Raw genomic sequence first — 12254 nt, 5'->3', positions numbered from 1 at the left:
ATGTCTATTCGTGATAACCATTTGCATACCCATCATTCCTATGATTCGGATGCGAACTTTACTGATTATTTGACGCATTTTGATGGGGAGATTGTAACGACTGAGCATTATGATCTCTCTAATCCTTATACCAAACAGGATGATGTGCCCGAGTATGAGGCCTATAGTCGTGAGATTGAAAGTCTTAACCGTAAGTATGGTAATCGTATTAAACGTGGTATCGAGATTGGTTATTACCAACCTAGGGAAAGGGATATTTTAGACTTTCTGGATGGTAAGGACTATGATCTCAAACTTTTATCTGTTCACCATAATGGGGTCAATGATTATCTTGATGATGAGGTAGCGGATATGGACAAGGCAAGCATTATTCAAGAGTATCTGGACAAGTTGGAGTACGCTATTGGTCGTGTGGACGCAGATGTTCTGGCCCACTTTGACTATGGTTTCCGCCTGTTTGATGTGACTGTTGATGAGCTAAAAGTCTATGAAGAACAACTCAAACGTATTTTCCAGAAAATGATTGCTAATGATTTGGCTTTTGAACTGAATGCAAAGAGTATGTACCTCTATCATCACGAGGGCCTTTACCGTTATGCCCTAGGCCTTGTTAGGGATTTGGGATGTCGTAAGTATTCTATTGGGTCTGATGGTCATAAGTTGGAGCATTTCCGTCTGAACTTTGACAAGATTCAGGAGATCTTGAGAGAATTTGGCATTACAAAAGATATGATTATATAGCGAAGACAGCTTCAACTGAAGCTGTCTTTTTCGGCTCTTTGTCAACTGTAGTGGGTGACGAAAAGCTAACATCTAGAGAGGACCTGATAGGTCTTCTCTTTTTTTATGTTTAGAGTGATGAAGACACGTTTCTTAAAGTTGATGAAGTTTCTAAAACCGAAGCCCAACCGTTTGATGTCTTTGATCAACTTGTTAGTCGCTTCGAGTTTCGCGTTTGAATAGTCAGTTTCTAGCGCATTCTTGATGTATTGCTTGTGTCTAAGAAAAGTCCTAAAGACCGTTTGAAAGTAGTGATTGACCTTGCTCATGTTCTCCTCTATTGACTCAAAAAACTCATCTACCCTCTTCTCCTGAAAGTGAAAAAGCAAAAGCTGATAGAGGTTGTAGTCATTAGCGAGCTCTTCTGAAAAGTCTAGAGTCTTCTCAACGACTTCATGTGGTGCTAAAGTTTGTCGGAAAGTCTTTGAATAAAAAGAGTTGAGCGATAGCTTACGGCTGTCCTTTTGAAAGAGTCGCCAGTGATTTTTCAAGGCTCGATAGGGTAGTGACTTCTTATCAAACTGGTTCATAATAGCAATTCTTGTCTTTAAAAATGCTCGACCAAGGTGCTGGATAATGTGGAAACGATCAAGAACGATTTTGGCGTTTGGAAAAAGTTTTTTGGCTAGTGGCATATAGGTCCCAGACATATCCATCGTGATAAACTGTACCTGTTGTCGGACTTTCAATGGATACTTCAAAAAGTAGTTTCGTATAGTGGTTTGGCGACGATTATCAAGGATGGTTATGAGTTCGTTTGTCTCATAATTCTGGGCTACAAAAGCGAATTCCCCTTTCTTGAACCCAAACTCATCCCAGGACATAACAGTAGGGAGCTTGTCATAATGTTCCTTGAAAGTAAACTGGTCGAGCTTACGATAGACAGTGGACGTCGACACACGAAGCTTTCTGGCAATATCAGAAGGAAAGCTTAAAGAAAAGGCGTGGTTATGGGAATTATAGAAGATTTTAAGCTTCGCTTGTTATGCTAATGTCAAGTAAAAGGAACATATGGTTTCAATCTTATCTTTCAAAATTGGAGGTCTTCTATGAAATTTCTCAAAAGGCATGCCTATGCCTTAGTTTTTACCCTTTTTCTGATGGGGGCAAATGTTTACTCTCTCTTAAAGGTCTTTGTCATTCCCTCAGCGGTCTCAACGGTTTCAGCCAATACAACTAGTTCAACCACAGCGTCGTCGACGGCATCTACCAGTACTGGTAAGGTAACTAAGACGGATACGACTTATAAAGATGACAATATGGATATCAAAATCACGACAGGTAAAACCAGTGATACCACATACTATGTGGCAGATATCAAGCTTTCGAGTGCAGATTACCTTAAAACGGCTTTGGCACAAAATACCTATGGGACTAACATCACCGACACTACTTCAAGTATTGCCCAGCAGAATAATGCAATCTTTGCCATCAATGGTGACTATTATGGAGCTAACCAGTCGGGCTATGTGATTAAAAATGGTCAAGTCTATCGTGATACTGATCGAAACAGTGACTACGAGGACCTTGCAGTATACTCAGATGGTAGCTTCAAGACCTTTAAGGAGAGCGATACAACAGCTCAAAAATTGGTCGATTCAGGTGTGGTGAACACCTTCGCCTTTGGTCCAACCTTGGTTGAAAATGGCAAGATAGCTGTATCGGAAAATGAAGAGGTTGGTCAAGCTATGGCTGACAATCCACGTACAGCCATCGGAGTCATCGAAGAGAGTGATGGCAGTGTGCACTATATTGTCATTGTTTCTGATGGTCGTACCAGTGAATCGTCAGGGTTGACCCTCTATGAAATGGCAGAGTTGATGAAATCCTATGGTGTGACGACAGCCTATAACCTTGACGGTGGTGGCTCATCTACTATGTACTTCAATGGTCAAGTCATTAACAAGCCAACCACAAACGGAAACAAAATTTCAGAAAGGGCGGTGAGCGATATTGTTTACATCGGTTACTAAAAAATCAGCCAGCAAACACTTTTTCACTTACATTGCTTTAACTATTTTCAGCCTTCTATTTACCTTTGTCTATGAACGCTTTTCTTATGGGGAATCGTCCATGTTTATGCGTATGATGTTTTTTGCCCCATTAGCTGGAGCACTTATCTATCTGCTAACAGGAGTGGGTATGTCTTGGGTGAGAACACGTCTTTCAAAACTACTCTTTAATTCGTCTATTGCAGTTGTAGCTAGTGCTTGTCTGGTTAAGGGAATCGTTGAGGTTTCAGGTCGTACGACTAGCGTGGATATGCCTTATTGGTATGTTGCTGCGGGGCTACTTTGTTTGAGTATTATGACAGGATTTATCAGACCTAGAAAATTAGCTTAACCATAAGAGCTTGGAGCTGTGCTTCAGGCTTTTTGTCTTGCTTTGAAAAAATATTTAGGATAAATATACAAATCATAATAGGAAGAAATTTTTTAAAATGGGGAATTACCCTAAAGATATTTTCATAAAAAATAACTGAGCCTGATTTTTTGTGGTAGGAATTTAGATAGAACGAGACTGTCTATAGTGATGGAAGTGCCTGAATCTATCGTATTTCCAGTGCTAGGAATTTTTGAGAAATGAAGTTCAAAACTTAGTCATGGAACTTTTTGGATAGCTAGAATCATCCACCAGATAATTTCACCAACGTCCGCCATCACCTAAGGAAAGTCTCAAAAGGCTTCTTTCTGCTATTAAATATACATGATTTTCAACTTTTTATAAAAATATACAAAAAAGACTTGCTTTGTTCTGAATTTTCAGGTAAAATAAATTAAAATCGAAATCGTTGATAGAAAAAGTCAGATCGTTTCACAGAGAATGCGGGAAGCTGAGAACGCATGAGATCAAAGACGACACATTCTTGAGAGCGTATGCGAACTCTGGATGACAGTAGTGTACGACGGGTGGTTCCGTTAGAGACTGGGAGTTACAAGAGAGACCTTGCGACTTCATGAGGAAGAGGGGGTGACCCCTGTTCGAATTAAGGTGGAACCACGTGCCAACGTCCTTGCAAAAGTTGTTTTTGCGAGGGCGTTTTTTGTTACCCTTGCTTTTAGCATTTGTAGCTAGCCGTACACTTGGTTGGAGTTGAACAGAAAGGATAAACTATGGAAATCAAAGGATTACGAAAGATTGAACCCTATGTGGCAGGTAGTCAGCCTGCTGAGAAAAATATCATTAAGTTGAATACTAATGAAAATGCCTATGGACCAAGTCCAGCAGTCCATCAAGCTTTAGCATCCTTTGATGCCCATCAGTTACGCAAGTATTCGACTTTGGATCAAGCGGCTTTACGTCAGGCTCTGTCTAATCAGTTAGGTGTTCCTGCTGATCAAGTGATTATTGGAAATGGGTCAGACGATATTTTATCAATGGCTTTTCTAGCTTTCTTTAATAGCGAGGAAGAAGTTTTGTTTCCAGATTTGACCTATGGTTTTTACAAGGTATGGGCAGATTTGTATCGCATCCCATTTAGAGAAGTGCCCTTGAACTTTTCATTTGAGATTGATACTCAAGATTATCTGGTTGAAAATGGTGGGATTGTCCTTACTAACCCAAATGCGCCAACAGGTATTTATAAACCTCTCGATCAAATTGAAGAAATCGTAAAGGTCAATCAGTCAGTAGTTGTGATTATTGATGAAGCCTATATTAACTTTGGTGGGGAGACTGCCTTACCTCTCTTAGAAAAGTATGACAATGTGTTTATCACAAGGACCTTTTCTAAGGACGCCTCACTTGCTGGCTTGCGTGTCGGTTATGGCATAGGAAGTCCAAAGCTAATGGCTGTGATCAATGCCGTCAAGAATTCAGTCAATCCCTATAATGTGGATAGCATCGCAGAAGTTTTGGCGACTGCAGCCGTTAAGTCTTGGGATTATTATGAGGATAGCTGCGCTAAGATTATGGACACACGTGACTGGTTTAGTCAAGAATTGAAGGCTATCGGCTTTGATGTGCTTCCTTCAAAAACCAATTTTGTTTTGGTCAAACCACACGGAGTGACAGCAGGCCAATTGTTTGACTATCTCCAAAGTAAGAAAATTTATGTCCGTTATTTTCCAAAAGTGGAGCGTATTTCAGACAGACTACGCATCTCGATTGGAACTCAGGATGAGATGGAGCGCGTACTAATGACAATACAGGAGTTACAAGCATGAAAAAAACGACATTAGCCTTAGGAATGCACGATAAACTTTTCAAACGTGCCCGTACCATGTATCGGATTGAGCATCGTATCTGTGACTTGTTGATGACAAAGGGCTTTCTTCGAATTGAGACACCAACCTTGGAGCATTTCGAAGTCTTTAGCGATGTTGTGGACAATGGTAACTACAATTTCTTTGATAAAAATGGAGATCTTGTTAGCTTACGTCCGGATATTACCAGCCAAATTGGGCGCGTGATTGCTTCGACACAAGTTCATACACCCATAAAATTTTCTTACTCTGGAAAAGTATTTAACTACAATGAGGAGATGCGTGGCCTATCCAATGAGCATACGCAGGCTGGTATTGAGATCATAGGATTCCCCGTTCACCGGGCCATGGAAGAAGCTGTAATATCTGCTAAAGAGGCTCTGGATGCTGCCGGTGTCAAAAATTACAAGTTTGAGTTTTCACATGCTCGTCTCTTGCAACTCATTTTTGAAGAATTAGACCTTCCAGCTGTAAAAGAAGCAGAGTTAGCGGCCTATATCCGTGATAAGTCAATCACAGGGCTCAAGGAATTCACCAAAGAAAATCCAAGTCAATATGACAAGGTCTTGGAACAGTTGCCATTCCTCTTTGGTGAGACAAAGGATGTCTTGACCAAGGCTAGACAGTTGACAGACAGTGAAGCCTTTTTGACGGCTCTAGATAGTTTGGAAGTCTTAACCAATCGCCTAGCAGATAGTCTCCCAGAGACGACGCTTGATTTAGCTCAATTGCCAGCAGTGCCTTACTATACAGGCATGATGTTTAAGGTCTTCGGTGATAAGGTACCAGATGCCTTTGTATCAGGTGGTCGTTACGATAAACTATTTGAACGCTTTGGTGCCACCGAGTTAACAGCGGTTGGTTGGGCCATTGATGTCGATTCGGTTTATCAAGCAGTGCATGATGATGTGGAATTTGGAGGTGACTTGGATGACTAGCAATCAAATCACAATTGCCTTGACCAAGGGACGTATTGAGAAAGATACGGTTAAATTACTAGAAAAAGCTGGCTTTGATATGTCTTTCATGGCTGATAAGGGACGTAATTTGATTTTTGAAAGTCCTGACAAACGTTTCCGTTTTCTCCTAGTCAAAGCACCAGATGTGACCACCTATGTTAGACACGGTGTCGCAGATATTGGGATTGTCGGAAAGGATGTTTTGGTTGAACATCCGACAGGCTATTTGGAAATGTTAGACCTTAATTTTGGCCTTTGTAAATTCTCCGTAGCATCAACAGAAGACTATAATCCTGATGACCATAAGCGTAAACGTATCGCCACCAAGTATCCAACCATTGCGACGGACTATTTTAATCAAAAGGGTGAGGATGTTGAGATTATTTCAATTCAGGGGAGTGTTGAGATTGCCCCGGTCATTGGTCTAGCGGATGCCATTGTCGATATTGTGGAAACAGGGAATACCCTTGTTGCTAATGGCTTAAAAGTTTATGAAGATATTTGCAGGATTTCAGCACGAATGATTGTTAATAAGGCTTCTTTGAAAAATAACAAGGAAGTTCTACCATTCATTTGTAAGATTGAATCACTTGTAGGGAACGAGGAGGTACCGTTCGAATGAAACGATTAACTGGAACAAATAAAGAAATTGCGGAGCTTCTTTATCAGGAGCAATTGGAACTGTCAAAAGAAAATAGAGACGTTGAAAGCACGGTTCAGGCTATCATTGAAGACGTTAAAAAGCGTGGAGACGAGGCCCTTCGTGACTATTCAGCTAAATTTGATAAGGTTGGCTTGACTGATTTTGAAGTTGGACAGGACTTGATTGATCAAGCCTTTAAAGAGATTGATCCAGAGGTTTACCAAGCCCTAGTTAATGCCAAAGAAAACATTGAATCCTATCACAAACATCAGTTGGAGACTGGTTTTGAGGACCAACCAAGTGAGGGTGTTATTCGTGGTCAATTGATTCGTCCTATCAATCGTGTGGGTGTTTATGTGCCTGGAGGAACTGCGGCTTATCCATCGTCAGTTCTTATGAATGTTATTCCTGCTAAAATTGCAGGGGTTAAAGAGATTATTATGATTACGCCGCCTCAAGAGCATTTTGTTCCTGCGATTCTGGTAGTCGCCAAATTGGCCGGTGTGGATAGCATTTACCAAGTTGGTGGGGCTCAAGGGGTTGCGGCCTTGGCCTTTGGTACAGAAACGATTCCAAAGGTGGACAAGATTACAGGTCCTGGTAATATTTTCGTGGCGACTGCCAAGAAACAAGTTTACGGTATTGTCGGTATTGATATGATTGCAGGGCCATCAGAAATTGGTGTTATTGCTGATAGTAGTGCCAATCCAACCTATGTGGCAGCTGACCTCTTGTCTCAAGCAGAGCACGACACACGCGCACGCGCCATTTTGGTAACAGATTCTGAAGCCTTGGCTGATGCGGTTGAAAGTGAGATTGAACGTCAACTCAAGCTTTTGCCACGCGAGGCGATTGCTCGTCCATCTGTCGAAAATAACGGTCGTATTATTATTGCCAATGATACAGATGCCATGTTCGAACTTATGAACTTGGTTGCGCCAGAACATTTGGAAATTGCTATGGACAATGCTTATGATTACTTGGAAAAAGTGGAAAATGCTGGTTCCGTCTTTCTTGGTCACTTTACTAGTGAACCAATTGGCGACTACTATGCAGGTGCCAACCACGTTCTTCCGACGACAGCGACTAGTCGCTTTTCATCAGCTTTAGGCGTGCACGATTTTGTCAAACGTATCCAATATACACAATACGACAAGGCAGCAGTCAATAAGGCTCAGCACGATATCACAACCTTGGCTTATGCGGAAGGTTTGCAGGCCCACGCCAAGGCAATTGAAGTCAGAAACGACAATAATTGAGAGAGTAGAGGAAGAAGTTATGAGACAAGCAGAAATTGAACGTAATACCTTTGAAACCAAAATTAAGTTAAGCCTCAATTTAGATGCTCAAGAACCAGTAGACATTCAAACAGGTATCGGATTTTTTGACCACATGTTGACCTTGTTTGCCCGCCACGGTCGTATGTCTTTGGTGGTTAAGGCTGATGGCGACCTTTGGGTTGATAGTCACCACACTGTTGAAGATGTCGGTATTGTCCTTGGTCAAGCTCTTAAAGAGGCCTTGGGCGATAAAGCAGGAATCAACCGTTATGGAACGGCTTTTGTACCTATGGATGAAACCCTCGGAATGGCAAGTTTAGACTTGTCTGGACGTAGCTTCTTGGTCTTTGATGCTAGTTTTGATAATCCAAAATTGGGTAATTTTGACACAGAACTGGTTGAAGAATTTTTCCAAGCCTTGGCTTTCAATGTTCAAATGAATCTTCACCTCAAGATTCTCCACGGAAAAAACAATCACCACAAGTCAGAAAGTCTTTTCAAGGCAACAGGACGTGCCTTGCGTGAGGCAATCACAGTCAATCCTGACATTCACGGCGTAAACTCGACAAAGGGGATGCTATGATTATCGTCATTGATTACGATGCGGGGAATACCGCAAATGTTCTGCGTGCCCTTGAAAAAATCGGAGTGACTGCAGAACTGTCTGCCGATAAAGAAAAAATCCTAGCTGCAGATGGTTTGATTTTACCTGGTGTAGGTGCTTATCCAACGGCTATGGCAGAGCTGGAGCGAAGAGGCTTGGTAGCTGTTATCAAAGAGGCAGTCGCACAGGGAGTTCCCCTTTTGGGAATTTGTTTAGGCATGCAGATTTTAACAGAAAAAGGGCTAGAACATGAAGAAACAGATGGTCTTGGCTTTATTCCAGGTGTCTGCTGTCCTATTCCAGCCAGCAAGGAGCAACCTGTCCCACATATGGGGTGGAATGATTTGGCTGTTAAGCAAGCCAGCCCTTTGACAGATGGTTTAGATGGCCAAGCCGTCTACTTCGTTCACAGTTATTTCACAGATGTCCCTAGCCAATACATTGATGTTACCGCAGATTATAGCATTGAAGTGCCAGCCATGATCCATAAAGGCAATGTTTATGGGGCCCAATTTCATCCTGAAAAATCAGGGGATATTGGCTTAGGTATTCTTGAAAAATTTGCAGGTTTATGTAAAGCCTAGAAGCTAGTGAGAGCAAAGACTTTTTAGTTAGAAAGGATGGTAGGGGAGATGCAAATTCTACCAGCAATTGATATTAAGGATGGACAGGCTGTTCGTCTCTTTAAAGGAGATTTCAATCAACAAACCGTTGTCAATCCAGATGTTATTGAGCAGGCAAAGACCTTTAAGGATGCGGGCATTCAGTTTATTCATGTCGTCGATTTGGACGGTGCCCTTGATGGTCGTGCCACTAACCGTGACTTGATTGCAGAGGTCAAGAAGGTTTCTGGACTTGGCATCGAAGTTGGTGGCGGTATCCGTACCTTGGAGCAGATTCGTGACTATTTGGAAGTTGGCATCGACCGTATCATTATCGGTTCAATGGCTGTTAAAAATCCTGACTTCGTTCGAGCAGCTTTAGAGGAATTTGGTGCCGATAAAATTGTCGTAGGTATTGATGCCAAGGCAGGGTTTGTCGCTACCGAAGGTTGGTTGGAAACAAGCAATGTAGACTACATCACCTTGGCCAAGGAAATGGAAAAGATGGGCGTAACCCTCTTTGTCTATACTGATGTTGATCGAGATGGCACACTGACAGGACCCAATCTTGATCACTACAAACGTTTGGTATCTGAACTCACAACCGCCAAAGTCATTGCTTCAGGTGGAATTGCAGAAGTAGCTGACTTAGATCACCTAGAAGAGATTGGTGTGGCAGGAACCATTGTTGGCAAAGCCTACTATAACGGTAATATCACATTAGACCAGCTCAAGGCTTTCGGAGGTTAATATGCTTAAAAAACGTATTATTCCTTGCTTGGATGTCAAGGATGGTCGTGTCGTTAAGGGGGTTAATTTTGTGAATCTGACAGATGTTGGAGACCCTGTTGATTCTGCGCGTGCTTATTATGAGGCTGGTTGTGACGAACTTGTTTTCTTGGACATCACAGCGACTTCAGATAATCGTGAAACAACGGTAGACATGGTGCGTCGTGTTGCCGATCAGGTCTTTATCCCTTTCACAGTTGGTGGTGGTATCCGTTCAGTTGAAGATATGAACAAGATGCTCAAAGCTGGTGCTGACAAGGTTGCCGTCAATTCCTCAGCCCTAGCCAATCCACAACTAATCGCTGATTGTGCTCAAAAATTTGGGAATCAGTGTGTAGTGGCTGCGATTGATGCTAAAAAGATGACTGATGGGAGCTGGCATGTCTTTGTGGCAGGTGGCCGTAAGGATACAGGTAGGGACCTCATCCAATGGGCTCAAGAAGTCGTCGCTTTGGGGGCTGGAGAAATTCTCTTAACCAGCATGGACAAGGACGGCACTAAGTCTGGTTTTGATTTGGAAATGCTCAATCGTGTAGCGGAGGTCGTCGATGTTCCAATCATTGCCTCTGGTGGTGCAGGAAATATTGAGGATATTGTAGAAGTCTTTGAAAAGACAACAGCGACGGGTGCTCTGGCAGCCTCTATCTTCCACTTTGGTGAGGTAAATATAGGCGAAACCAAACAAGTCTTGGCAAATGCAGGAATCGAGGTGAGACAATGACAGAGGTTAAACTTGATTTTGACAAACAAGGCGGACTGGTACCAGTCATTGTGACAGATTACAAGACGGGACAGGTGCTCATGTTGGCCTATATGAATGAGCTGTCCTATCAGTTAACCCTTGAGACCAAACAAATGCATTACTGGAGCCGTTCCAGAAATGAGCTTTGGCATAAGGGAGCCACATCTGGCCATTTCCAACATGTCAAAAGCATCAAGACAGATTGTGATCAGGACACCCTGCTTATCGCTGTGGAACAAGAAGGAGCAGCCTGCCATACAGGAGCCTACAGCTGTTTCTTTACGGATATATATGATGACAATCAAGATAGATAGGAGTAGCTATGTTAGAAACACTTTATAAGGAAGCCTTAGATCGTAAAAAAAATCCCAAAGAAGGGTCTTATACCAATTACCTTTTTGACAAGGGTCTAGACAAGATTCTTAAAAAAGTTGGCGAAGAAGCAACAGAAGTTGTGATCGGAGCTAAAAATGCTGATAAAGAAGAAATTGCCAACGAGACAGCAGACGTCCTTTATCACCTAGCAGTCATGCTCGTTGAAACAGGGGTTAGCCCTGAAGACGTTGAAGCTGTTCTTAAAGCCCGTCAAGGCAAACAAAGCAATGTCCATGACCGAAAAGAAGTAACGGATTATTAAGGATTATATCAATCGATTTGAACTAAGATGAAAAGCCTGAAGTGATATTCAGGCTTTTTTGCTGGATACATCCTAATCTTTTATCCTTCTAACTACCATAAGAAAGCGCTTTAAAATGCTATAATAGGAGTGAAGAAAGCTCGTTTTATTTGAAGGATTTGGTGTGCTTATTTATACAAATCATTGAGGAAAGGAAGGATGTCCTATGAAGAAAAATACTCCTAATATTTTAAAGCTTTCTTGCTTAGCTATTCTCCTCCTCTGTTCTATTCTTTTAGTTCGTTGCACAGTGCTACTTCCAATTACTTACTCAAAAGCCATGGAAAAAACGCAAAAAATCTTAGCTCATAATGGTTTTAAAGGAAAGGTCCAAGTTAAGCGTATCGAAAAGGTGATTCTAGATAGTGCAGGTATTTATGTCGATTATACCTATTCAGAGGAAACCTACGATAATCAAAACATATCAGTAGATGGGAGTATTACGTTTAAACTGGACTGGACAGTTAATGGTGAAGAATATGTGACCCCTGGTCATTACTGGGAAAGCTACTTACAACAAAAATCTGTAAAAAAAGAAGAGCAGAAACTCTTTAAGGAGCTTAAAAGGCAATCTTTAGGCCTTGATATTGAAGAATTCTCCTTCAGTGATAATACTACGATTGATCAAGAGGCTGGTAATCGTAAAAAGCATTTAGCTGAGGAAAACCGTAAAAACGGGAAGGATGATTTTTATGGGTATTATCAAATTCCTTATCAAACAATGATTGATGAACATATTGTTACTATGTCAATAAGAGTAAGTGATACAGAAAATACCAGTAAGAAAGATTTAGAAGAGGTAGCGAAGAAACTGGATGCTAGCAAGCTACCAGACGGAGAGTACGAATTTTATTATTTCACAACTGATAAAGAAAATTCCGCTTATTATGACAATTCCGGATATATTGGCTATACCTTTAACATACAAGATGGCAAGGTTGTCCAAGATGAAGATGATTAGATGATACTTTGAT

General features: G+C 41.6%; 14 protein-coding genes and 1 pseudogene. 14 read left to right on the top strand and 1 reads right to left on the bottom strand.

Annotated features, from left to right (window positions below):
- Window positions 1-6 precede the first annotated feature (6 nt).
- Entirely contained in the window at window positions 7-741 is a 735-nt protein-coding gene (locus tag NST80_RS06325) for a PHP domain-containing protein (RefSeq protein ID WP_048790775.1), read from the top strand.
- A gap of 72 nt (window positions 742-813) precedes the next feature.
- Here NST80_RS06325 and NST80_RS06320 read toward each other — a convergent pair.
- Window positions 814-1703 (bottom strand): annotated as a pseudogene (locus tag NST80_RS06320) (ISL3 family transposase); the annotation flags it as partial.
- A 126-nt stretch (window positions 1704-1829) separates the two neighbouring features.
- Between NST80_RS06320 and NST80_RS06315 the strand changes: the two are divergent.
- The 13 genes from NST80_RS06315 (at window position 1830) to NST80_RS06255 (ending at window position 12241) form a co-directional block, all read left to right on the top strand.
- Window positions 1830-2753 carry a phosphodiester glycosidase family protein gene (locus NST80_RS06315; RefSeq protein ID WP_070849136.1) on the top strand — a complete coding sequence of 308 codons (924 nt, stop codon included), beginning with the start codon at window positions 1830-1832 and terminating at the stop codon, window positions 2751-2753.
- Window positions 2734-3123, top strand: coding sequence for a hypothetical protein (locus NST80_RS06310; RefSeq protein ID WP_048790760.1), 390 nt, complete (start codon window positions 2734-2736; stop codon window positions 3121-3123). Before NST80_RS06315 ends, NST80_RS06310 begins: the two co-directional genes overlap by 20 nt.
- Before the next feature lie 770 nt (window positions 3124-3893).
- The gene (gene hisC, locus NST80_RS06305) at window positions 3894-4946 is read left to right on the top strand and encodes a histidinol-phosphate transaminase (protein ID WP_073686679.1); all 1053 of its coding nucleotides are present in this window, start codon (window positions 3894-3896) and stop codon (window positions 4944-4946) included.
- Window positions 4943-5923 carry an ATP phosphoribosyltransferase regulatory subunit gene (locus NST80_RS06300; RefSeq protein ID WP_004182682.1) on the top strand — a complete coding sequence of 327 codons (981 nt, stop codon included), beginning with the start codon at window positions 4943-4945 and terminating at the stop codon, window positions 5921-5923. The genes hisC and NST80_RS06300 overlap by 4 nt, the downstream gene beginning before the upstream one ends.
- Window positions 5916-6566 (top strand): ATP phosphoribosyltransferase, encoded by a 651-nt coding sequence (gene hisG, locus NST80_RS06295; protein WP_002883998.1) that lies wholly within the window; start codon window positions 5916-5918, stop codon window positions 6564-6566. The genes NST80_RS06300 and hisG overlap by 8 nt, the downstream gene beginning before the upstream one ends.
- On the top strand, window positions 6563-7846 hold the full coding sequence (gene hisD, locus NST80_RS06290) for a histidinol dehydrogenase (RefSeq protein ID WP_118171960.1): 1284 nt from the start codon (window positions 6563-6565) through the stop codon (window positions 7844-7846). Before hisG ends, hisD begins: the two co-directional genes overlap by 4 nt.
- A 19-nt stretch (window positions 7847-7865) precedes the next feature.
- On the top strand, window positions 7866-8450 hold the full coding sequence (gene hisB / locus NST80_RS06285) for an imidazoleglycerol-phosphate dehydratase HisB (protein WP_049554197.1): 585 nt from the start codon (window positions 7866-7868) through the stop codon (window positions 8448-8450).
- On the top strand, window positions 8447-9055 hold the full coding sequence (gene hisH / locus NST80_RS06280) for an imidazole glycerol phosphate synthase subunit HisH (protein ID WP_049554198.1): 609 nt from the start codon (window positions 8447-8449) through the stop codon (window positions 9053-9055). Before hisB ends, hisH begins: the two co-directional genes overlap by 4 nt.
- A gap of 48 nt (window positions 9056-9103) precedes the next feature.
- The gene (gene hisA / locus NST80_RS06275) at window positions 9104-9823 is read left to right on the top strand and encodes a 1-(5-phosphoribosyl)-5-[(5-phosphoribosylamino)methylideneamino]imidazole-4-carboxamide isomerase (RefSeq protein ID WP_014633262.1); all 720 of its coding nucleotides are present in this window, start codon (window positions 9104-9106) and stop codon (window positions 9821-9823) included.
- Between the two features lies 1 nt (window position 9824).
- Window positions 9825-10583 (top strand): imidazole glycerol phosphate synthase subunit HisF, encoded by a 759-nt coding sequence (gene hisF, locus NST80_RS06270; protein ID WP_014633261.1) that lies wholly within the window; start codon window positions 9825-9827, stop codon window positions 10581-10583.
- Entirely contained in the window at window positions 10580-10918 is a 339-nt protein-coding gene (hisI, locus tag NST80_RS06265; protein ID WP_004182677.1) for a phosphoribosyl-AMP cyclohydrolase, read from the top strand. Before hisF ends, hisI begins: the two co-directional genes overlap by 4 nt.
- An 8-nt stretch (window positions 10919-10926) precedes the next feature.
- Window positions 10927-11241: a phosphoribosyl-ATP diphosphatase gene (gene hisE, locus NST80_RS06260; protein ID WP_002884043.1), complete on the top strand. Its 315-nt coding sequence runs from the start codon at window positions 10927-10929 to the stop codon at window positions 11239-11241.
- Between the two features lie 205 nt (window positions 11242-11446).
- On the top strand, window positions 11447-12241 hold the full coding sequence (locus NST80_RS06255) for a hypothetical protein (RefSeq protein WP_102787827.1): 795 nt from the start codon (window positions 11447-11449) through the stop codon (window positions 12239-12241).
- The last annotated feature ends 13 nt before the right edge of the window (window positions 12242-12254 follow it).

Source organism: Streptococcus sp. FSL K6-1323, assembly GCF_038630745.1.
Classification (GTDB): domain Bacteria; phylum Bacillota; class Bacilli; order Lactobacillales; family Streptococcaceae; genus Streptococcus; species Streptococcus salivarius_D.
The sequence above is the reverse complement of the archived record's forward strand: the minus strand, read 5'-3'. Positions and strand labels throughout refer to the sequence as shown.

What these genes read in the sequence shown, in the direction of transcription:
- NST80_RS06315 (WP_070849136.1), top strand. Translation starts at nt 1,830, where the DNA reads ATGAAATTTCTCAAAAGGCATGCCTATGCCTTAGTTTTTACCCTTTTT.
- hisC (WP_073686679.1), top strand. Translation starts at nt 3,894, where the DNA reads ATGGAAATCAAAGGATTACGAAAGATTGAACCCTATGTGGCAGGTAGT.
- NST80_RS06300 (WP_004182682.1), top strand. Translation starts at nt 4,943, where the DNA reads ATGAAAAAAACGACATTAGCCTTAGGAATGCACGATAAACTTTTCAAA.
- hisG (WP_002883998.1), top strand. Translation starts at nt 5,916, where the DNA reads ATGACTAGCAATCAAATCACAATTGCCTTGACCAAGGGACGTATTGAG.
- hisD (WP_118171960.1), top strand. Translation starts at nt 6,563, where the DNA reads ATGAAACGATTAACTGGAACAAATAAAGAAATTGCGGAGCTTCTTTAT.
- hisB (WP_049554197.1), top strand. Translation starts at nt 7,866, where the DNA reads ATGAGACAAGCAGAAATTGAACGTAATACCTTTGAAACCAAAATTAAG.
- hisH (WP_049554198.1), top strand. Translation starts at nt 8,447, where the DNA reads ATGATTATCGTCATTGATTACGATGCGGGGAATACCGCAAATGTTCTG.
- hisA (WP_014633262.1), top strand. Translation starts at nt 9,104, where the DNA reads ATGCAAATTCTACCAGCAATTGATATTAAGGATGGACAGGCTGTTCGT.
- hisF (WP_014633261.1), top strand. Translation starts at nt 9,825, where the DNA reads ATGCTTAAAAAACGTATTATTCCTTGCTTGGATGTCAAGGATGGTCGT.
- hisI (WP_004182677.1), top strand. Translation starts at nt 10,580, where the DNA reads ATGACAGAGGTTAAACTTGATTTTGACAAACAAGGCGGACTGGTACCA.
- hisE (WP_002884043.1), top strand. Translation starts at nt 10,927, where the DNA reads ATGTTAGAAACACTTTATAAGGAAGCCTTAGATCGTAAAAAAAATCCC.
- NST80_RS06255 (WP_102787827.1), top strand. Translation starts at nt 11,447, where the DNA reads ATGAAGAAAAATACTCCTAATATTTTAAAGCTTTCTTGCTTAGCTATT.